This is a genomic window from uncultured Eudoraea sp. (assembly GCF_947258525.1).
Taxonomy (GTDB): domain Bacteria; phylum Bacteroidota; class Bacteroidia; order Flavobacteriales; family Flavobacteriaceae; genus Eudoraea.
Genome location: NZ_CAMYIP010000018.1, coordinates 56,989 through 77,300, shown reverse-complemented (window position 1 = coordinate 77,300; position 20,312 = coordinate 56,989). Strand labels below are relative to the sequence as shown.

The 20,312-nt window shown below is 37.9% G+C and carries 18 protein-coding genes and 1 pseudogene; 12 read left to right on the top strand and 7 right to left on the bottom strand.

Translation table 11 applies throughout. From position 1 onward, the window contains the following. From Q0X89_RS01695 to Q0X89_RS01685, 3 genes are all read left to right on the top strand, one after another. Nucleotides 1-2,227 (top strand): TonB-dependent siderophore receptor (locus Q0X89_RS01695; RefSeq protein WP_297690880.1); only part of this gene is annotated, 2,227 nt, incomplete at its 5' end. Nucleotides 2,228-2,374: 147 nt separating this feature from the next. Continuing rightward, on the top strand, nucleotides 2,375-2,812 hold the full coding sequence (locus Q0X89_RS01690; RefSeq protein WP_297690879.1) for a hypothetical protein: 438 nt from the start codon (nucleotides 2,375-2,377) through the stop codon (nucleotides 2,810-2,812). 88 nt (nucleotides 2,813-2,900) lie between these two features. Continuing rightward, nucleotides 2,901-3,938, top strand: a complete 1,038-nt coding sequence (locus Q0X89_RS01685; protein ID WP_297690878.1) for a quinone-dependent dihydroorotate dehydrogenase — start codon at nucleotides 2,901-2,903, stop codon at nucleotides 3,936-3,938. Nucleotides 3,939-4,006: 68 nt separating this feature from the next. On the opposite strand, the gene Q0X89_RS01680 is transcribed toward Q0X89_RS01685, so the two are convergent. After that, nucleotides 4,007-4,429, bottom strand: a complete 423-nt coding sequence (locus Q0X89_RS01680) for a Dabb family protein (RefSeq protein WP_297690877.1) — start codon at nucleotides 4,427-4,429, stop codon at nucleotides 4,007-4,009. 75 nt (nucleotides 4,430-4,504) lie between these two features. Between Q0X89_RS01680 and Q0X89_RS01675 the strand changes: the two genes are divergently transcribed. Beyond that, on the top strand, nucleotides 4,505-5,131 hold the full coding sequence (locus tag Q0X89_RS01675) for a LysE family translocator (RefSeq protein WP_297690876.1): 627 nt from the start codon (nucleotides 4,505-4,507) through the stop codon (nucleotides 5,129-5,131). Nucleotides 5,132-5,162: 31 nt separating this feature from the next. Next, nucleotides 5,163-6,026: a hydroxymethylglutaryl-CoA lyase gene (locus tag Q0X89_RS01670; RefSeq protein ID WP_297690875.1), complete on the top strand. Its 864-nt coding sequence runs from the start codon at nucleotides 5,163-5,165 to the stop codon at nucleotides 6,024-6,026. 44 nt (nucleotides 6,027-6,070) lie between these two features. Here the strand turns inward: Q0X89_RS01670 and Q0X89_RS01665 are convergent, their stop codons facing one another. After that, on the bottom strand, nucleotides 6,071-8,302 hold the full coding sequence (locus Q0X89_RS01665) for a TonB-dependent receptor (protein WP_297690874.1): 2,232 nt from the start codon (nucleotides 8,300-8,302) through the stop codon (nucleotides 6,071-6,073). A gap of 226 nt (nucleotides 8,303-8,528) precedes the next feature. Here Q0X89_RS01665 and Q0X89_RS01660 point away from each other — a divergent pair. Beyond that, nucleotides 8,529-9,849, top strand: a pseudogene (locus tag Q0X89_RS01660) (IMP dehydrogenase). A 108-nt stretch (nucleotides 9,850-9,957) separates the two neighbouring features. After that, complete coding sequence (locus tag Q0X89_RS01655; protein ID WP_297690873.1) at nucleotides 9,958-10,602, top strand: hypothetical protein; 645 nt, start codon at nucleotides 9,958-9,960, stop codon at nucleotides 10,600-10,602. Between the two features lies 1 nt (nucleotide 10,603). Here Q0X89_RS01655 and Q0X89_RS01650 read toward each other — a convergent pair whose 3' ends face one another. Together Q0X89_RS01650 and lysA are read right to left on the bottom strand one after the other, a co-directional pair. Then, the gene (locus tag Q0X89_RS01650) at nucleotides 10,604-11,137 is read right to left on the bottom strand and encodes a DUF255 domain-containing protein (RefSeq protein ID WP_297690872.1); all 534 of its coding nucleotides are present in this window, start codon (nucleotides 11,135-11,137) and stop codon (nucleotides 10,604-10,606) included. 61 nt (nucleotides 11,138-11,198) lie between these two features. Beyond that, nucleotides 11,199-12,440 carry a diaminopimelate decarboxylase gene (gene lysA / locus Q0X89_RS01645; protein WP_297690871.1) on the bottom strand — a complete coding sequence of 414 codons (1,242 nt, stop codon included), beginning with the start codon at nucleotides 12,438-12,440 and terminating at the stop codon, nucleotides 11,199-11,201. A 164-nt stretch (nucleotides 12,441-12,604) separates the two neighbouring features. Between lysA and Q0X89_RS01640 the strand changes: the two genes are divergently transcribed. From Q0X89_RS01640 to Q0X89_RS01630, 3 genes are all read left to right on the top strand, one after another. Beyond that, nucleotides 12,605-13,243 carry an LON peptidase substrate-binding domain-containing protein gene (locus tag Q0X89_RS01640; RefSeq protein ID WP_297690870.1) on the top strand — a complete coding sequence of 213 codons (639 nt, stop codon included), beginning with the start codon at nucleotides 12,605-12,607 and terminating at the stop codon, nucleotides 13,241-13,243. A 156-nt stretch (nucleotides 13,244-13,399) separates the two neighbouring features. After that, entirely contained in the window at nucleotides 13,400-14,593 is a 1,194-nt protein-coding gene (sucC, locus tag Q0X89_RS01635; protein ID WP_297690869.1) for an ADP-forming succinate--CoA ligase subunit beta, read from the top strand. Nucleotides 14,594-14,781: 188 nt separating this feature from the next. Further along, on the top strand, nucleotides 14,782-15,120 hold the full coding sequence (locus tag Q0X89_RS01630) for a hypothetical protein (protein ID WP_297690868.1): 339 nt from the start codon (nucleotides 14,782-14,784) through the stop codon (nucleotides 15,118-15,120). Nucleotides 15,121-15,155: 35 nt separating this feature from the next. Here the strand turns inward: Q0X89_RS01630 and Q0X89_RS01625 are convergent, their stop codons facing one another. Then, nucleotides 15,156-15,506, bottom strand: coding sequence for a DUF1456 family protein (locus tag Q0X89_RS01625; RefSeq protein WP_297690867.1), 351 nt, complete (start codon nucleotides 15,504-15,506; stop codon nucleotides 15,156-15,158). A gap of 139 nt (nucleotides 15,507-15,645) precedes the next feature. On the opposite strand from Q0X89_RS01625, the gene Q0X89_RS01620 reads away from it, so the two are divergent. Further along, nucleotides 15,646-16,047 carry a TerB family tellurite resistance protein gene (locus Q0X89_RS01620; protein ID WP_297690866.1) on the top strand — a complete coding sequence of 134 codons (402 nt, stop codon included), beginning with the start codon at nucleotides 15,646-15,648 and terminating at the stop codon, nucleotides 16,045-16,047. 221 nt (nucleotides 16,048-16,268) lie between these two features. Further along, nucleotides 16,269-16,697 carry an Hsp20/alpha crystallin family protein gene (locus tag Q0X89_RS01615; protein ID WP_297690865.1) on the top strand — a complete coding sequence of 143 codons (429 nt, stop codon included), beginning with the start codon at nucleotides 16,269-16,271 and terminating at the stop codon, nucleotides 16,695-16,697. Nucleotides 16,698-16,799: 102 nt separating this feature from the next. Here Q0X89_RS01615 and uvrB read toward each other — a convergent pair whose 3' ends face one another. Together uvrB and Q0X89_RS01605 are read right to left on the bottom strand one after the other, a co-directional pair. Next, nucleotides 16,800-18,788: an excinuclease ABC subunit UvrB gene (gene uvrB, locus Q0X89_RS01610; RefSeq protein ID WP_297690864.1), complete on the bottom strand. Its 1,989-nt coding sequence runs from the start codon at nucleotides 18,786-18,788 to the stop codon at nucleotides 16,800-16,802. A gap of 60 nt (nucleotides 18,789-18,848) precedes the next feature. Further along, nucleotides 18,849-20,300 carry a T9SS type B sorting domain-containing protein gene (locus tag Q0X89_RS01605; RefSeq protein ID WP_297690863.1) on the bottom strand — a complete coding sequence of 484 codons (1,452 nt, stop codon included), beginning with the start codon at nucleotides 20,298-20,300 and terminating at the stop codon, nucleotides 18,849-18,851. Nucleotides 20,301-20,312 lie beyond the last annotated feature (12 nt).

The following is a 20,312-nucleotide window of genomic DNA, read 5'->3' as shown; positions in this document are numbered from 1 at the left end:
AGTACTAAGGGATGGAGCAGCGGCACAATATGGGTCGGACGCAATTGCAGGAGTAATCAATATTATCCTTAATAAGGGTTCAGGGGAATTAAATCTCACTGTAACTACTGGTGCGAATTTTTCAAAGAATGCCAATGGGCAAACAGGTGGCTCAGATGGTGAAGCTACCAATATAGCTGGGAGTTATGGAATTTCTTTGGGTGAAAGAGGAGGATATATCAATTTTTCAGGAGATTTCGATGTTCGTCAGGACTATAGCCGGATGAAAGAATGGGAAGGAGATGTATTTAATCAATACAATACTGTAGAGCGATTTGCAAACAATGATGGTTACGACCTAGCAGCCTTATTGGATGATGATGTAACTGATGTACTTTTTTATGCAAATGCTGCAGGGATTGATACAGGTACAGCAACTACTAAAGCAGAATTACAACCAATACTGTCTGTTGATAATACAGAGTCTGAATTAACGGCAAGAGGTTTGGTAAGAAGTGATTTTAATATGAGAGTAGGGCAATCTGCCCTAAGAGGGGGTCGATTTTTTGCGAATTTTGCACTTCCCTTGGATGACTATGGCACAGAACTTTATTCTTTTGCCGGAATAAGCTCTAGAACAGGAAATTCAGCAGGATTTTACAGGTTACCTAATCAGAGTAGAACCTTTACACCGGCATATCTCAACGGATTTCTACCGGAAATAAATTCCAATATTAAAGACCAATCTATAGCAGTTGGTATCAAAGGCAAAATAGGGGATTGGAGTGTAGATTTCAGTAATACCTATGGAAAGAATGCATTTCTTTATACTATAGGAAATACCTTTAATGCTTCTCTGCAAAGTTCCTCACCTACTACCTTCGATGCTGGTGGATTTTCCTTCGCGCAAAACACGACCAACCTCGATATAACTCAGTTTTATGATGATATATTTAGTGGGTTCAATGTTGCTTTTGGTGGGGAATACCGTTTGGAGACCTATGAAATTGTAGCTGGGCAAGAATCATCATATGCGCAATATACGGCAGCCGGAGAAGTCATTACACTTTCTACGCAACAGCCGTCCGAAGATTTCTTTGGAAGTGCCAGACCTGGAGGTTCACAGGTGTTTCCGGGCTTTAGTCCTAATAATGAATTATCCAGGGGCCGTAGCAGTGTTGCTGGATATCTGGATTTGGAAGCCGATTTTTCTGAAAGTGTTCTTGTGAGTTTTGCAACCCGTTTCGAAAACTACAGTGATTTTGGCTCTACGATTAATTTCAAGGTTTCATCGCGGGTTAAGATTAGCGATAATTTTAATCTTAGGGGAGCATTAAACACCGGCTTTAGGGCACCATCCCTTCATCAGATTTATTTTAATTCAACATCAACAATTTTCGATCAGAACGGAGATCCACAAGAGGTAGGTACATTTTCCAATGATAGCAGAGCAGCCAGTCTTTTAGGAATACCTCAGTTAAAGGAGGAAACATCGAGTAGTATTAGCTTGGGTTTAACGGGTAAAATACCTGACGCCAACCTTACGGTTACTGTAGATGGGTACTTTGTGAAAATAGACGATAGGGTTGTATATACCGGCCAGTTTCAGGGTCCTGGTACAGGAACGGAATTGGATAACCTTCTTAGACAGGCAAATGCTTCAAGAGCTTCATTTTTTGCCAATGCAATTGACACAGAATCTCGGGGTATTGATTTAGTATTTACCCAAAGAGCTAATGTCTGGGATGGATGGATGCTTAATTCGGTGTTGGCAGCTACTTTTTCTAAAACTCAGCAGGTAGGGGAGATAAAGGCATCACAGGTTCTTGAGGACGCCGGTCTTGTAGACACCTACTTCCCTGAAGATAGCAGGGTTTATCTGGAAGAAGCAGTGCCCAGAACAAAAGTGAATTTAACTTTTAACCTGTCTTCAGAGAAATGGATATTCTTTTTAAGAGGTGTATATTTTGGAAAAGTTACAGAAGCGACCACAAATATTGACAGGCAACAGGTTTTTGGCACCAAATTCGTAACGGATCTTTCTGTGGGATACAAGGCTACGCCCTCACTTACCTTTACCGTTGGTGCAAACAATTTATTTGACACATATCCGGACAGAGCAGCTGAGGTTTTGGCAGACGGAGGAAATAATAGGAGCAGCGGCCGTTTTGATTGGTCTCGGAGAGCTCAACAATTTGGAATTGGAGGTAGATTTTTATTTGCAAGAGTCAATTTCATCTTAAAATAATCCATTCACCGGAAATAATTGAAAAGCTACCATCTTTGGTAGCTTTTTTTGTTTATTTCGATAAAGTTGTTAGAAGTATAATTTTTGATAAAAAAGATAGTTTATATAGAAGTCCCATTTAATAGACTGCCTAAAGGATTTAAAATCATGAAATTGAATCATTTATTCCCTATTCTGCTTTTATTTGTCATCTGCACCATTACCGGCCAAACAACAGACTGTACTTTAGGTATTGGTGGCAAGGACACGGAAACCATAATTAAAGTATTTCAGCTGAGTGAAGAACAGTTAGTTCAAATGGAAGGCTGGATTCAGGAATTAAAAAAGTCCAATGAAGGAATCCAGGAACAAATTGACGATCTTTTAGAAAAACATCCACAGAGTAATCCCGAAGAATTAGAAACCTTAGCACAAAAATTTAAACCACTGCGTGCTCAGATACTTTCTAATTCAAAAAAATGCGACCAAAAACTCCTGGGAATATTTAATGAAAATCAATACCAAAGGTATATTAGTTTGTGCGGAGAGGCCCTGCGCAAACCACTTGTTGGTATCGGTGCTGAAGAAATTAAATCACCTGAGTGAGCTAAACATCAACCGTTTGGCAAATTAATTATTTATAAGCCTTAAAACTTATCGAAGTTTGTATTTTTGAACAAACTTATTCCAGATAATGTACAAGTTCCTGATCAGACCAATTCTTTTCCTTATGGACCCGGAAAAAGTGCATCACCTGTCCTTTACCCTGATAAAATTATTTTCGAAAATTGGATTTGCAGCTGTTTTCAGATCCTTATATCTGATAAAAGATAAACGATTGGAAAGAGAGTTGTTTGGTATAAAATTCCAAAACCCGGTTGGTCTTGCAGCCGGTTTTGATAAGGATGCCAGGCTATATAATGAACTCTCAAATTTCGGATTTGGTTTTATTGAAATAGGTACTGTAACGCCTAAGTCACAAGGGGGTAATCCAAAAAAGAGACTTTTCAGATTAAAAGCAGATCAGGCAATTATAAACAGGATGGGCTTTAATAATCTCGGTGTTTTTGAAGCTGTTGAAAACTTAAAGAAAAAGCACAACGTAATAATAGGTGGTAATATAGGTAAGAACAAAATCACACCAAATCATCTTGCAACCAAGGATTATTTGATATGCTTTGAAGCTCTTTTTGACCATGTTGATTATTTTGTTGTCAATGTGAGTTCTCCAAATACTCCCGGCCTCCGGGAATTACAGGATAAGGAGCCTCTTACTGCGCTTTTGATGGATTTAAAACGTGAGAACCGAGAACATGCTCAAAGAAAGGCAGTTAGTGAAAAGCCAATTCTTCTAAAAATTGCTCCTGACCTTACCAATGATCAGTTATTAGATATAATTGAAATTGTTGAAGTAACCGGGATTGAAGGTATAATTGCCACGAATACTACTATTGCCAGAGAAAACCTGAAATCCGATTGTGTTCTTGTAGAAGAAAAAGGCGGATTAAGTGGAAAACCACTGGCAAATAGAAGTTCGGAAGTTATTAGGTTCCTATCGGAGGAAAGCAATAAGGCATTTCCAATAATTGGTGTAGGTGGGATTCATTCTGCAGAAGATGCCTTGGAAAAATTAGAAGCAGGTGCAGATTTAATTCAAATATGGACCGGGTTTGTGTACGAAGGTCCTGCTTTGGTAAAAAGGATAAATAAGGCTATTCTGGATCATTCCTGAGCGCTAACTACATGTTTCAATTAACTAGAAATGTTGTAGTATTCTCTTAAAAAAGGTCAACTCAAAGATTAATTGGTCCAATAATCAACCACCAATACATCATCTACAGAGGGTCCAATAAGACTCACAAACTCCTTATGATCTGGATGTGGCAAATATATGGCACGATCTTCTTCATTTTTAAAGCTTACAAAAAAGCAATGGGTAAAACCTTTGTCCAGTCCTTCAGGACTATTGTTTAATCCCCATTCAAAATCCAGGATTTGAGGAATTTTTCCTTGTAAAGCACCAAAGGCTTCTTCAATAGATTTTAATTGTTCTGCAGACGCCTCTTCATTAAACTTAAAAAGGACCACATGCCTTAAAACACTGTTTTTTGTATTTTTTAATTCAGTTTTTGTCTGATCTGGTTGTTTTTCCATTTTTAATGTAGCAAAGCTAATTGATGCCAGGCCAAGTACTACTAGCATCAAGAGTAATTTAGTTTTCATAAATAAAATTTTTGAAAGATAATCAAAAGCAGGAAACTTTTGTATTTTGAGCAATGATTCCAATACATTGACAATTTGAATTACGAGATACTTTCTGCCTTTATCCTTGCAACATCAGCCCTGGCCATATCACCCGGACCCGATAATATTTTTGTCTTAACACAGAGCATAGCCAATGGCACAAAATATGGGCTTTCAACCACTGCAGGATTAATCAGCGGATGTATAGTTCATACTACATTGCTTGCATTCGGTGTCTCAGCATTGATTAAGGAGAATGACCAAATCTTTTTTATTATAAAGTTATTTGGTGCACTCTATTTGTTTTTCCTGGCTTATAAAGTATACCGCACTAAGGCCCATATTGCAATAGATAATGCGGAGACGCCTAAAAAGTCCTTGGGTCAATTATTCAGACAGGGTTTTACTATGAATGTGCTAAATCCGAAGGTCACTATTTTCTTTCTTGCTTTTTTTCCCGGATTCCTGTTCAGCGAAGATTTGAATACTGTAATTCAATTTTATGTTCTTGGATTATTATTTATGATAGTTACATTTTTTATTTTTTCTACAATAGCATTGCTATCAGGGGCAATTGCTATACAGATTAAAAAGCATTCTGGTATTGAAGTATTTCTCAAATGGTTACAAATTGTTGTCTTTATAGGCATCGCGATCTTCCTGTTATTTTCGGATAATTAGTGCTAATTTTGGTGAATACGAGATTCGCCATATGCCCGAAAAAGTAAAGATGATTGAATGCCCCAGAGATGCTATGCAAGGCATTAAGAGCTTTATTCCCACGGAAAGGAAAATAGCCTACATTCAATCATTACTGGGTTGTGGCTTTGATACCATAGATTTTGGCAGTTTTGTATCTCCAAGGGCCATACCCCAAATGGCAGATACCGCCGAAGTACTTTCAAGATTAGATCTTTCCAAATCAAAAAGTAAGTTATTGGCCATTGTAGCCAATGTACGTGGCGCAAATGAAGCAAGTATACACAAGGACATTGATTATTTGGGATATCCTTTTTCTATTTCTGAAAATTTTCAAATGCGGAATACCCACAAAACAATTGCTCAGTCAATAGATATTTTGGACGAAATTCTTGAAATAGCGTATGCAGCCAATAAAGAGGTAGTTACTTATATATCTATGGGATTTGGCAATCCATATGGTGACCCTTGGAGTGTAGAAGTTGTTGGAGAATGGACCGAAAAATTGGCTGATATGGGGGCCAGGATATTGTCTTTATCCGATACCGTAGGATCTTCTACCCCTGAAGATATCAGTTACTTATTTAAGCATTTAATTCCTAAATACCCGAAGGTTGAATTTGGAGCCCACCTTCATACTACCCCAAGCAAATGGTACGAAAAAATAGACGCCGCTTACAAAGCAGGTTGCCGAAGGTTTGATGGGGCAATACGGGGGTTTGGAGGTTGTCCAATGGCCAAAGATGAATTAACAGGAAATATGCCTACTGAAAAAATGCTGTCCTATTTTACTGAAAACAAAGTAGAATCCGGGGTTCAGTGGATGGTATTCGAGGCTGCATATAATAAGGCCTCTGAGCTGTTTTCTAACTATTAAGGAAGCTTACCTGAAGCAAATATAAGTAGCTTTGTAAACCCTTTTCAATATCTGATAAAGATCCCTATTGAAACCGCAAAAGGATGTCCCGGCCGCAAGCCTGCAGGCACACGCGATACTGCATATGTCTCATCCAATAGATTAATGATTCTGCCATTGATACTGAAATGATCATTCAGATGATACTTTGCTGAAAAATCTACTACAAAACTTGATGGGACTAATTCATTAGAGGGAATACTTCCTCTTCCGGCTTTGGTTCTGAAGGCACCATTGTATCTTCCACTGAGATTGAGTTCATAGGAAGGGTGCTCCAATGATATCAAAGCATTAAACTGATGTTTGGGGATGTAGGGCATTTCATCACCCTTAGTAACTTCTCCCCAAATATCATTTGGACTATCAAAACTACTTTGGAATTCTGTATGGGTGTAAGTATAAGCAAAAGTTATGGGAAGCTTTAGCTTCTCGTGATTGTTTAAGGCGTTGTAATTTAACAAGACCTCTAATCCCGTCACATCTACTTCACCGGCGTTGAACTGTTCCAAACTTCCGGTACCTCCGGTGGCAGCCAAATCACTACCTAAAAGATTGCTATAGTCATTGTAGAACCCTATCAACTCGCCGGAAAAGCCACCAAAGGAGAACCGGGAACCCAACTCATAATTAATACTTTTTTCGGACTTTTCACCTTCTTTGCTTGTTGGAGGTGAAAACCCTTTGTGAATGCCACCGAATAGAGAGATCTGGTTGAAATTATAATTGAAACCCATCCCCGGAATCCAGACGTTCACTTGATTTTCGCGAGTAGAGAGGTCGAACCCCTGACGCGAGACGTCATTCTTACCATAATCTTTTCGCCCCAGGGAAATAGACTCATACCTTAATCCAGGTGTAATAGTCAGATTTTTATATTTAAGTTTATAAAGTAAATAACTAGAGAATGCACTGGCATCACTAATCCGATTGGCATCGGTACCAGGAGTCCCCGCGGTCGTCAGGTTCATAATACCATTATTGATCCCATAACCATCAACCCATTGAAATCTGTCTTCTTCGTCTGCATGAAAGCGAGCGCCCAATTCAAGATCATGAAAGGTATTATCTCCACTCCAGTGGTAATCAAATTTCGTCTGAATTCCTCGCGAAACATATTTTCTGTTATTGGCCTTAACTAATAAAGCATCGGCTGCTTCATCCTGATTGCCGGCGATAACATTGTAATATTCATTATTGGTTACCGGGTCTTCAAGAATATTTGAAATGCTTCTGCGGTCTCCATTCAAAGTTACGGCATCTAGTTTGTACCAGTTACGGCTAAATCCATTGTAATAAGCGGTTGTGATAATATGAAAATAATCACTAAAAACTAAATCATAAGTGGCCTGAATCTGGATATGATCATTAGTCATCTCGTCTACCTGAGAACCGGCATATCTTCTGAATGGTGTGCTCTCAAAATCTTCATCTGTCAGGCCTACATAAGTTTCATTCGAATCTTCATCCGAATATTGAAATTTCATATCCAGGATATGTTTTAGCTTGGCTGTTGGTGCCGAATTAAATCTAAATTTCGCTAAAAGATCGTTCTTATCAAACCCTGTATTGCCCCCATTATCCAACTTTTTGAAGCCATCAGAATTGAAGTTTAAATATTCAATAATATATCCAAAACGTTCCTTGCTATCTCCTAATTTTAATTGTAGGTCTCCACTATTATAACTACCGTAGTTTGCCAGTAGTGAAGCATGAAAAGTGTCTGGTATAGTTGAGGAAATCATATTTATTGCTCCACCGGTAGTAAAGGGCCCATATTGTACCTGGCTACTTCCTTTCAGAATTTCTACTGCCTGCATCCTTGCAATGGATGGGAAATAATAAGCAGCCGGAGCACTGTAGGGAGCAGGAGCTATGAGTACAGCATCCTCCATTAACGTAATTTTAGCACTCCTTTCCGGAGAGGTACCCCTTAAACTAATATTTGGTCGCAATCCAAAACCGTCTTCCTCAACAAGAGTTACTCCGGGTACTGATCTCAACACGCGGTTAATATCCGTATAGTTATACCTTAGTAATTCTGGTTGTGAAACATAGGTGGCAGCGCCGGTTCGATTCCTTGCCTGGAATTTGCTGCCCAGGATTACGTTGGCAGATAATACTACTTCCTCTAGTTTTATTAAGTTGGAATCCTGTGCTTGAGTAATGAGGCGTGTTGATTGTCCGTAAGAAATATTCAAAAAAACAACAATAAAGAAAAGGGAAAGTAAGCTCTTCATTTAATTTAGACTAATTATAAATAGCTGGTTTTTATAGAGCAAATTTATAATTGTTTTTTGAATCTCCAAAGCTTATTTAGAATAAATAAAAATAAAATCTGACTCTATTTTGGTTTTCAACCACTTAGGAATTCAGAAAAAACTTTAAGCTTTATTTTATGGGAAAGGTAAAAGAAGGGTACCGTAAAAAAAGTGTATATTTGCACGCAATTAATCATTAATTGCCATGGAAGCTCACCTTAATAAGATTCTTGGAGAAGGCCTCACTTACGATGACGTACTCCTTGTCCCTGCCTTTTCTGAAATTTTGCCCAGAGAAGTAAATATTCAATCAAAATTCACTAAAAATATTACTATAAATATTCCTGTTGTTTCGGCTGCGATGGATACAGTGACCGAGTCAAGAATGGCTATTGCTATGGCTCGTGAAGGAGGTATTGGTGTTTTGCATAAGAATATGTCAGCTGTGCAACAGGCAATGAAGGTTCGAAAACAGGGATCTTAGGTTTGAGAAGGATAACAATCGGCCAATTGCTGAGGTAATGACAAAATCAAATCTTGTTACCGTAGCTGAAGGGACTTCCCTGGAACAGGCGGAAGGCATACTTCAGACAAATAAAATTGAAAAACTTCCGGTTGTAGACAGTACGAATAAACTTGTTGGACTTATCACATTCCGTGATATTACCAAATTAACGCAGAAGCCAATAGCAAATAAAGATAGATATGGCAGGCTAAGGGTAGCAGCGGCAATTGGTGTAACGTCGGATGCTTTAGCAAGAACAAAGGCTTTGGTCGAGGCCGGGGTCGATGCGGTTGTAATAGATACAGCTCATGGTCATACAAAAGGTGTGGTGAGTATCCTTAAAGATGTGAAGAAGGAATTTCCGGAGCTTGATGTCATTGTAGGTAATATAGCCACGGCAGATGCTGCAAAGTATTTGGTAGAGGCGGGAGCTGATGCGGTAAAAGTGGGAATTGGGCCCGGTTCCATTTGTACAACGAGAGTGGTTGCAGGTGTTGGATTTCCGCAATTCTCGGCAGTATTGGAAGTTGCTGCAGCAATTAAAGGTAGTGGTGTTCCCGTAATTGCAGATGGTGGAATACGTTATACCGGCGATATCCCAAAAGCCATTGCGGCTGGCGCAGATTGTGTTATGCTGGGATCGCTATTAGCCGGAACCAAAGAATCACCCGGAGAGACAATTATTTACGAAGGTCGAAAATTTAAGTCCTACAGGGGTATGGGATCTGTGGAGGCCATGAAGGAGGGAAGTAAGGACCGGTATTTCCAGGACGTGGAAGATGATATCAACAAGTTGGTACCTGAAGGCATTGTTGGACGCGTTCCTTATAAAGGAGAGCTATTTGAAAGTATACATCAGTTTGTTGGCGGACTCAGGGCAGGTATGGGTTATTGCGGTGCCAAAGATATTGACACTTTAAAAGAAACAGGAAGATTTATAAAGATTACTGCAAGCGGTATTAATGAGGGCCATCCTCATGATGTAACGATTACAAAGGAATCTCCCAACTACAGCCGTTAATCCTGTTAAATAAAATCTAATAATCGAATATTGTCCAACTTTGTTGGCTGCATTCCCTATTTTTAGGTTTAAATACATCAGAAGCAATTAATTCCTTAATTTATGAAAATGTTTCAATTCCTAACAGTTGTTCTAGGCCTTATTGTTGCTACAGCACATTCCCAAAATATGTCCATAGATTTAGGTGAAAAGTATAAATCAAATTCATTTATTACCGTTAACAGGGAGTTATCTCAGCTGCCTGATGATTCCCGTGCAGTAGGGTTAAATGCTGTTCCAGGAGATGGGCTTTCATATCTTAAAGATATAAGCTTTAAAGAAGGAACTGCAAGTATTGAGTTGCTTGGTGAAAACAATCCGGGCAGTAGTTTTGTAGGATTAGCTTTTAACATACAAAACGATTCTACATATGAAGTCGTTTACTTCAGACCTTTCAATTTTGTGGCTCAAGAACCACTTCGTAAATCACATATGGTGCAATATATTTATCATCCGGAATTTACCTGGAAAAAACTTCGGGAAACTCGTACGGATGAATTTGAAAATGAAATAGTGAATCCACCAGACCCGGACCAGTGGTTCAGGGCAAAAATAGAGATTGGAAAGAATACCGTTAAAGTCTATGTTGAGGATTCCGAAAATCCGGTTTTGGAAATTGAGCGTCTTACAGAAATAAAATCAGATAAAATAGGTATATGGACAGGTTTCAACTCTTCAGGCTCATTCAGAAACCTCCATTTGGAAACCAGGTAATTTATTTTACGCTTCCGCTATACGTTTTCCAGTCTTTTTCCAGATAGATATTATCTCCAAAGTATCGCGCAATATTTAAAAAAGGATCTGGTTTTTGATATCCGGGTACAGGAGATAGCATATTGAGTTGCTCATCCATGAATACTACAGTCGGATAACTCAAACGACCTTGTAACAATGCAGCAGCTAATTCGTGATAACCTCTTTTACCTGATGGAACATATTTATAGGTTTTTCCTTTAAAATCAATAGGTTCTTTCCCTTCGCCATCTAACTTAACCATATAAAAGTTATTAATCATGTATTCTGCCACTTCGGCATTTTGAAAAGTGTCCTTATCCATTTTTTTACACCAGCCACACCAATCGGTATAGACATCAATAAATATTTTCTTCGGATTTTTATCAGTTGCCGCCAGGGATGTAGCTTCATCCCAGCTAAGCCAATTAACTTCCTGGGCATTTGATGCAAAGGTTAATAAACCAATAATGGCTACAAGAATGGGCTTGGAAAATGTAGGGGACTTAAATTTCATAAGTTTCGATTTGAGTTATTAGTCCAATTACTATACCAAAACTAACGAAAATTCAGCTTCTTTATTTCACTGCGGCTTTTTGATTCTTGGCTTCAAACAAATCTTTAACGTCAATTTGGTTCTTAATCAGATCATCAAAAGTCTCCCTTTCGCGTATAAGTACAGGTTGACCTTTGTGCCAGAGTACTTCAGCGGGCCTATATCTGGAGTTATAATTACTGGCCATAGTAAAGCAATATGCTCCTGCATTTTTGAAGCATAATATATCACCCTCAGAAATTTCATTAATTCTCCTGTTATTCGCAAAAGTATCCGTTTCACAGATATAACCTACCACGGAATAATAGCGTTCCCTTCCTTTCGGATTGGAGATGTTAATAATTTGGTGATTTGCACCATATAACATAGGACGAATTAAATGGTTAAAGCCTGAATCTACGCTGGCAAAAACAGTAGAAGTAGTCTGTTTTACGACATTGACTTTTGCGAGAAAATAGCCGGCCTCACTTACAAGAAATTTTCCAGGTTCAAATGCCAGAGTCAGTTCTCTGCCGTACTCTTTGCAAAATTCATTGAACCTTTTACTTAATTTTTCACCCAGTTCCTCAATATTAGTCTCTATATCCCCATCCTTATAGGGAACTTTAAATCCACTGCCAAAATCAATAAACTCAAGCTCTTTAAAATTTTTAGCTGTTTCAAATAGAATTTCGGATGCATATAAAAACACATCGATATCCAGGATATCACTTCCCGTGTGCATATGAATCCCATTTATTGTCATCTTGGTTAATTCTACTATTCTCAGTAAATGAGGGATTTGATGGATACTAACACCAAATTTTGAATCAATATGTCCCACCGATATGTTAGAATTGCCTCCTGCCATTACATGAGGATTTATTCTGACACATACCGGTATATCTGGATGTTTGCTTCCGAATTGCTCCAGGATGGAAAGATTATCAATATTTATTCGCACTCCTAAAGCTGCTGCTTCTTCTATTTCTTCCAAGGAAACTCCGTTAGGTGTATAAATGATTGATTCAGGTTTAAAACCAGCCAATAGGCCAAGTTTTACTTCTTGAATTGATACGGTATCTAAACCACTGCCAAGGTTATTCATCAATCTCAGAATTGTGAGATTAGAAAGCGCTTTTGCCGCATAATTCAGTTTTAACTTTTTGACCGTTTTAAAGGCATTAGTTAGCCTGTTGAACTGAGATATTATCTTTTCAGCATCGTAAACATATACGGGATTACCATATTCTTGGGTAATATTTAAGAGATCGGAATACTTCATTTGCAACCTTGGTTTTAAACAAATCTAAAATACTTAAGGAAAATGCACAAAATAAAAGACAGATTTATTATAAATAAAACAAATAGTTATAAATATAACACTTTAATATATGAGCTATTTGTGACTATGGCACTCCCTTTGTATTTTTAGAAAAAAGTTTTGTTATGAAATTACCCTTTTTTCCTTTGCAATCTGTTTTCTTCCCCGGCGAAAAAGTACCTCTCCACATCTTTGAGGATAGGTATAAACAACTTATTAATGATTGTCGCAAGGAAGCTATCACTTTTGGTATACCGGTGTATATTAACGACAGTATTGCCTATGGTACAGAGGTTCAGCTCATGGAAGTTGTGAATACCTATGAAAGTGGAGCTATGGATGTAGTATGTGTAGCAAGACAGGTATTCAGGGTGATTTCCTTTGATAATACTATGGACGGCAGATTATATGCGGGTGGCGAAGTAGAATTTATTGATAATATTAAAGACAGTGAACTTTCCGCAAAACAAGAGGTATATTCTAAACTTAAAGACCTATATGAATTAATGGAGGTACCATTTGCCCCTGTTGAATTAGAAATGTTTAATAGTTATACCCTTGCCCACAAAATGGGTCTTTCATTTGAACAGGAGTACGAGCTATTGCAGTTGGCCAGTGAAAATGAACGATTAAAATTTATCATGAAACATCTGTCGGTTACGATTCAGGTTCTCAATGAAGTTAATCGAACTAAATTGCTTATTGAATTGAATGGTCATTTCAAGAACTTTGATCCGCTAGATTTTAAAGCTTTTAAAATTTAAAGTTAATGCTTATTGAATACCTATTTCAATACAGCAATTAAGTCTGCTATTCCATAGTATATTGATCTTTAAAAAGATTAGGTCCTATTTGTGGTTTTATTAGGGTAAATGCGGTCGGTTTCCTATTTTTGCTACCTAACCCACATAAATCATAATATGAATCTTCACGAATATCAGGGAAAAGAAATTTTAGCAAGTTTTGGAGTTCGAATTCAAAGGGGTCTCGTAGCTCATAATCCTAAAGAAGCTGTAGATGTTGCAAAACAACTTACAGGAGAGACCGGTACTGAATGGTTTGTGATTAAGGCACAGGTTCATGCCGGAGGAAGAGGTAAAGGAGGGGGCGTAAAGCTGGCTAAAAATTTAAAAGAGGTAGAGGAGATTTCAGGCAATATTATAGGAATGAATTTGATTACTCCTCAAACTTCAGCTGAGGGTAAAAAAGTTCATCAGGTACTTATCGCTGAAGATGTGTATTATCCGGGAGAAAGTGAGACCAGTGAATTTTACATGTCCGTTTTGTTAAATAGAGCCACCGGTAAAAACATGATAATGTACTCAACCGAAGGAGGGATGGATATTGAAGAAGTAGCCGATAAAACACCACATCTTATTTTTACTGAAGAAATTGATCCGGCTGTGGGGTTATTACCATTCCAGGCGAGAAAAATTGCTTTTAACCTTGGTTTATCAGGAATTGCTTTTAAAGAAATGACCAAATTTGTAACAGCGCTTTACAGGGCATATGAACAAAGTGATTCTAATTTGTTTGAAATAAATCCGGTACTCAAAACTTCAGATAATTTAATATTGGCTGTTGATGCCAAAGTTTCTATAGATGATAACTCGTTATACAGGAGAAAGCAATATGCTGAAATGAGGGATTTACGAGAAGAAAGCCCAATTGAAGTAGAAGCACGTGCCGTAGGATTGAACTATGTAGATCTTGATGGAAACGTAGGGTGTATGGTCAACGGTGCCGGATTGGCGATGGCTACAATGGATCTGATCAAAATGGCAGGTGGGGAGCCTGCTAACTTTTTAGATGTGGGAGGAACTGCGGATGCGAAAAGAGTCGAAGAGGCCTTTCGAATAATTTTAAAGGATTCTGCAGTGAAAGCTATCCTAATCAATATTTTTGGAGGTATTGTGAGATGCGACCGCGTAGCACAGGGGGTAGTGGATGCTTATAAGAACATGGGAGATGCGATAAAAGTTCCAATTATTGTTCGATTGCAAGGCACAAACGCAGAATTGGCTAAAGAAATCATTGATAATTCCGGATTGGCAGTACATTCAGCTGTTCAATTTCAGGAAGCTGCAGATAAAGTCAAAGAAGTTTTAGCTTAAAAATAAGCTACTTCAGATAATTATAATAGAGGGTGGTGTTATGGACATCACCCTTTTTTTATTGCTTAAATTCCTGTTATTAGGATGTATGCTTTATTAATACATTGTTAAAAAAAGTCATTTTTTGTAACATCTTTATACCAAGTGTGTCTATTGTTACATATTCATCAATCATTAAACAAACAATCATGAGAAAATTCAGTTTAGTTTTAGTCGCTGCGGCACTATTTATTTCGGGAAATCTATTTGCGAATAATTCAGACAACACCGATCCACAAAGAAGTCTGAAAACACAAATTCAAGAACTATTAAAAGTAAACAAATTAATTGTTGAAGATTCTGAGGAATTAACAGCTAATGTCCTGTTTACTGTGAACAGTGAAGAGGAAATTGTGGTCATTTCTGTAGAAACAAATGATTCAGATCTGGAATCATTTGTAAAAAGTAAACTCAACTATAAAAAAGTTGAATTGAATGAATTTGTAGAAGGAAGGATGTATAGGATGCCTTTACGGGTTAAGGCCTAACAGAGTGTTACAAAAGATAAAAGTCCTGAAGGAATTCAGGACTTTTTTTTGTTCTTATATTTTACATAACTAAGGTCAGACTTTTTTTTTGGTTTCACATACTTCTTTGAAGGAGTGCTTTCTGTCTTTTTGATTTGCTTTAATACTTCTTTTGGGATTTTTGGATTTTCTTTGGTACCTCTTAAATGAATAACAAGGCCATTAAGGAAATTACGCAATACCTGATCTCCACATTCTCTATATTTAGGATGCCCTTCTTTTCGGCAAAAGGCGCCAATTTCGCTCTTGGAAATTCTGAAATCAACTAATTCAAGAATTTTTACAATTTCATCATCCCGAAGCATTAATGCAACGCGGAGTTTTTTTAATATATCATTATTGGTCATATCAAGCATTTTATGCAAGGTATTACAAATTAAGAAGTCATTTCCGGTTTTTGGTCTATCTGCAAGGTTTTTATACGAAATTGCCCATTTTATTGTTATATATACGACTAAAATATGGGAGGGACTAATAAATAGGATAATGAGTACTTATAAAGAAAAACTTAGCATATTATCCGAAATGATTGCTTTTGCAAGGGCCGATCATGATTTAAAAGATTCGGAATATAATTTTCTGTTCGGTGTTGCTGTTATTTTGGGTATTGAGAAGGAAATATTTGATTCGCTGCTCAAGAAACAGATAAAAATAGTCATTCCGAAAACTCAGGCAGATCGTATTCTGCAATTCCATAGACTTGTGCTCTTGATGAATGTTGACCAGGAACAAAATCAAATTGAAATTGGCAAACTACACAATATTGGACTGGGCATGGGTTTACCCCCGTCCGCCATTGAACAGGTTCTTACTGTTATGCACGATTATCCCAATAAGATAGTTCCCCCAGATGTACTTATAAATATTTTTAAGGCCCATTACAACTAAATTTGGGCATTGCCATTCAGGTAAATTCCTACAGTTTTGTTTTTAAACTGTGCATTTCTATAAAACTTTCCGTATTTAAAATACACTTCAAAAGCGAATAAATACGCCATAATGGCACTAAAAGAATCTAATAATGAGTCAAAAAGGCAGTTAATTAAGCTTGGTATATGATTTGTCTTGTATTAAACAGTTAAAAAAGTATAAATATAAAAGACATCATCATGAGTATAGTTAAAAGAAACAATTTGGTTTTCCCTTCCTTAATGAACGAAATTCTTAAACCTGATTGGTTTGGGGGATTAGAAAATTATAAAAGCACATTTCCTCCGGTAAACATTCAGGAGACCGAAACCGGTTTTGAACTGGAATTATCGGTTCCCGGAAGAAAAAAAGAAGACTTCAATGTCGAAATAGATGAACAAATTTTGACAATTACAAGTGAAACGAAAAAAGAAGAAGAAGTTAAAGAAGAGAATTACACTCGCAAGGAATTTTCTTATTCTTCATTTAAAAGATCATTTACGCTGCCCGAAACGGTAGATGAGGATGGAATTAAAGCTTCTTACGAAAATGGTATTTTAAAGTTTACTTTACCTAAGAAAGAAGAAGCATTACCTAAACCCAAAAGATTAATTGAGATTGGGAAATAGGTATAAGAAATACTATGAGGAGCCCTCTTTAGGGCATTCATAATAGTTGGTTTGTTTAGTTGGTTAGGAAGAGCGTCTTGGTTATTCAGGGCGCTCTTTTTTTTACCCCTGATGTTGCAGCATTTTTATTTCATCCCGGAGTTTAGCAGCATTCATGAAATCCAGCTCTTTTGCAGCTTTTTCCATTGCTTTTCTTTTGTCGCGGATTAACTTTTCCCTTTGTTCCTTCGTAATGTACTGCAAATCAGGTTCCGCAGCTCTGATTTCCTCTTTTATAAAGTGATATGTGGAAACAGAATTCTTAGCCAGGGCATTGTCCAGACTCTTATTAAGCGCTTTGGGAGTAATATTATTGGCTATATTATAAGCTGTTTGTTTATCCCTGCGGTAATTCGTCTCGTCAATTGTTTTTTGCATGCTTGCCGTAATTTTATCCGCATACATTATTGCCTTCCCGTTTAAATGACGCGCAGCTCTTCCCACTGTTTGCGTTAATGAACGGTTACTTCTCAGAAACCCTTCCTTGTCTGCATCCAATATGGCCACAAGGGAAACTTCAGGTAAGTCTAACCCTTCTCTAAGCAAATTAACCCCAATAAGGACATCAAAGATCCCTTTTCTCAGATCCTGCATTATTTCAACTCTTTCCAAAGTGTCTACATCGCTATGTATATATCTGCATCGGACATTAATCCTTGCAAGATACTTAGCGAGCTCTTCGGCCATTCTTTTTGTAAGGGTTGTGACCAGTGTACGTTCGTCTAATTCTACCCGCTGCTGAATTTCTTCTACCAAATCATCAATTTGATTTAAACTTGGACGGACGTCTATTTCAGGATCTAAAAGCCCCGTAGGACGAATTACCTGTTCCACAAAAACCCCCTGACTGTTCTGAAGCTCATAATCTGCAGGGGTTGCACTAACATAGATAACCTGATTCTGAAGTGCTTCAAATTCTTCAAATTTTAATGGACGGTTGTCCATGGCAGCAGGTAAACGAAATCCATATTCCACAAGATTTTCCTTTCGTGACCTGTCACCACCGTACATTGCATGTACCTGTGGAATAGTAACATGACTTTCATCAACGATCATTAAGTAGTCATCCGGAAAATAGTCCAGAAGACAGAAGGGTCTTGTGCCAGGTTCCCGACCATCCAGGTATCTTGAATAATTTTCAATACCTGAACAATAACCTAATTCGCGAATCATCTCCAAATCAAAATTGGTGCGCTCTTCCAATCGTTTGGCTTCAAGAGGTTTAGCAATACTTTTAAAGTAGTCTACCTGATTTACAAGATCTTCCTGTATCTGATGTATTGCGCCCTGCAGGATATCTGGTGAGGTCACAAACATATTTGCCGGATATATATTTAGGTTTTCATAACGCTCCAATGCCTTATTCTTATAGGGGTCAAATGCTTCAATTTCTTCTATTTCATCCCCAAAGAAATGGATTCTGAATGCAACATCAGCATAGCTTGGAAATACATCCACGACATCTCCTTTTACTCTGAAGTTCCCATTGCGGAAATCTGCCGTTGTTCTTGAATAAAGACTCTGTACCAGCTGATGAAGGAATTTGGTGCGGGAAATAACCTGATCTTTCTTAATGGAGATAACATTTTTTTGAAATTCCACGGGGTTGCCTATACCATATAAGCAAGATACCGAAGCTACCACAATAACGTCTCTTCTACCAGATAACAAGGACGAAGTGGCACTAAGGCGTAGTTTCTCAATATCTTCATTAATTGAAAGATCTTTTTCAATATACAATCCAGAGGTTGGGATATAAGCCTCAGGCTGATAATAATCGTAATAAGAGACAAAGTATTCAACGGCATTCTCAGGAAAGAACTGTTTGAATTCAGAATATAGTTGGGCTGCTAATGTTTTATTGTGGGCCAAAACCAGTGTCGGCCGCTGAACTTTTTCTATTACATTGGCCACGGTAAAGGTTTTACCCGATCCGGTTACTCCTAATAGTGTCTGATAACGTTCACCGGTATCCATGCCTTCTGAAAGCTGTTTAATTGCTTCAGGCTGGTCTCCGGTTGGATCAAATTCCGATATTACCTTAAATTTCATTGGGCAAAGTTACAAAAGGATCAATATTATTCTTAAAAATGGTATGCGATATATGGTGGGTTACCTTTTTAAAGCGAAAAAGCCCTGGATTTCATTATTTAAATTATCCCTTGCTTTAAACCAATAACTGGAGGCGGGTAATGGCTGTCCATTAAATGTCCCATCCCAGCCCTTAGAGTTGGGCATGATCTGTGCCAATAACACGCCATATCTATCAAAAACCTGAATAAAAGAGAGTTGGATTTCATTACTTTCGCGGGGAGCAATGTATTGCCAAAAATCATTAATGCCATCCCCGTTTGGAGTGAAAAACTTCGGAAAATCATCGGGCCTCAATTCCCTCTCAATGATCCGCTCTGCAATTCCACATCCATTCTTATCATTTACATAAATGGTATGGGTACCTTCAGAAAGCCCGTTAAATATTGGCCTATCCTGATACGGACCTTCTATATTGTCCAATGCGTATTCATAATCTCCAAGTCCGCTTACCTCAATTGTAATTTGTCTTCCACTCATTTCCTGAGAGGTGCTAACTGACGTAATCTGAGCTATTTCAGATAATACTACATTAAAATCTTTAGAGATACCACACTCAAATGTTTCTCCACCCTGAACAACTAAATTATAGGCTTCATAGCGATAAGCACCTACTTCGGACAGAGAAACTTCTGAAGTAGATGAAAGCAATGACTCTGTACCGTCTTCATTAATTTTAAACCATCTAAAACCATCTGCAGTATCATCTGTACCTATGCGTGTTGGAATTTCATTCTTGCATAAACCTATCTGACCTGGAAAAGTGGTTTCAGGTTTTCTTGGAATAATTTCACCGCTTATCGGATCAAAATAGGCATTACAATCAACAACGGCATTCCCTGTTGTAAAACTTTCCTCAGCGCAAGATCCGGCATCCCCGTTTTCATTATAAGGGGTAATTGTTACAAAAATGGGACTATCCTGTGGAAAATCACCCACCGGATTATAGGACAATACATTTCCTACATCCAGATTATTTTCTAAATCAGATGCTCCTGCAGATGTACCAATCGATATTGTATAGCCTGTAGCAGTAGGGGCATAGGCCCATATAATTTGGGTCTTAACAGATACATTTCCTTGGTTATCAGCTGGTTCAAGTAATGTGGTACAGGGTGGAGGTGTAGTAACATCCTCAGTAGTAAATGATTCACTCGGACATATTATAAGTTCTCCGTTAGCTAAAAATAATTCTATAGTTACATAAATTGTTGTGTTTTCCGGAAGTCCAACTTCGGGAGTATAGCTATTCCTTAAACCTGCTGAGCGTCTTCCCAGAATTTCTACTCCGCCCGGAGTGGTTCCAAGTGACACCAAATAGCCAATAATACCAGGGACGGGCGGCCATGAAATAGTTGTATTTACTGGGACAGCTAAAGAGCCATTAGCAGGACTGGTTAATTGGGGACAGGCCTGCCCTGTGACCAATGCCACATGACCTATAAATAGAATACTTAGTAGTAACTTTTTCATTTGTTAAAAACT

Excerpts from the sequence above, each read along its gene's own strand:
- Q0X89_RS01625 (WP_297690867.1), bottom strand. The coding sequence starts at position 15,506 with ATGACCAATAATGATATATTAAAAAAACTCCGCGTTGCATTAATGCTT.
- Q0X89_RS01620 (WP_297690866.1), top strand. The coding sequence starts at position 15,646 with ATGAGTACTTATAAAGAAAAACTTAGCATATTATCCGAAATGATTGCT.
- Q0X89_RS01670 (WP_297690875.1), top strand. The coding sequence starts at position 5,163 with ATGCCCGAAAAAGTAAAGATGATTGAATGCCCCAGAGATGCTATGCAA.
- Q0X89_RS01650 (WP_297690872.1), bottom strand. The coding sequence starts at position 11,137 with ATGAAATTTAAGTCCCCTACATTTTCCAAGCCCATTCTTGTAGCCATT.
- sucC (WP_297690869.1), top strand. The coding sequence starts at position 13,400 with ATGAATCTTCACGAATATCAGGGAAAAGAAATTTTAGCAAGTTTTGGA.
- Q0X89_RS01685 (WP_297690878.1), top strand. The coding sequence starts at position 2,901 with ATGTACAAGTTCCTGATCAGACCAATTCTTTTCCTTATGGACCCGGAA.
- Q0X89_RS01680 (WP_297690877.1), bottom strand. The coding sequence starts at position 4,429 with ATGAAAACTAAATTACTCTTGATGCTAGTAGTACTTGGCCTGGCATCA.
- Q0X89_RS01690 (WP_297690879.1), top strand. The coding sequence starts at position 2,375 with ATGAAATTGAATCATTTATTCCCTATTCTGCTTTTATTTGTCATCTGC.
- Q0X89_RS01665 (WP_297690874.1), bottom strand. The coding sequence starts at position 8,302 with ATGAAGAGCTTACTTTCCCTTTTCTTTATTGTTGTTTTTTTGAATATT.
- lysA (WP_297690871.1), bottom strand. The coding sequence starts at position 12,440 with ATGAAGTATTCCGATCTCTTAAATATTACCCAAGAATATGGTAATCCC.
- Q0X89_RS01640 (WP_297690870.1), top strand. The coding sequence starts at position 12,605 with ATGAAATTACCCTTTTTTCCTTTGCAATCTGTTTTCTTCCCCGGCGAA.
- Q0X89_RS01615 (WP_297690865.1), top strand. The coding sequence starts at position 16,269 with ATGAGTATAGTTAAAAGAAACAATTTGGTTTTCCCTTCCTTAATGAAC.
- Q0X89_RS01605 (WP_297690863.1), bottom strand. The coding sequence starts at position 20,300 with ATGAAAAAGTTACTACTAAGTATTCTATTTATAGGTCATGTGGCATTG.
- Q0X89_RS01630 (WP_297690868.1), top strand. The coding sequence starts at position 14,782 with ATGAGAAAATTCAGTTTAGTTTTAGTCGCTGCGGCACTATTTATTTCG.
- Q0X89_RS01655 (WP_297690873.1), top strand. The coding sequence starts at position 9,958 with ATGTTTCAATTCCTAACAGTTGTTCTAGGCCTTATTGTTGCTACAGCA.
- uvrB (WP_297690864.1), bottom strand. The coding sequence starts at position 18,788 with ATGAAATTTAAGGTAATATCGGAATTTGATCCAACCGGAGACCAGCCT.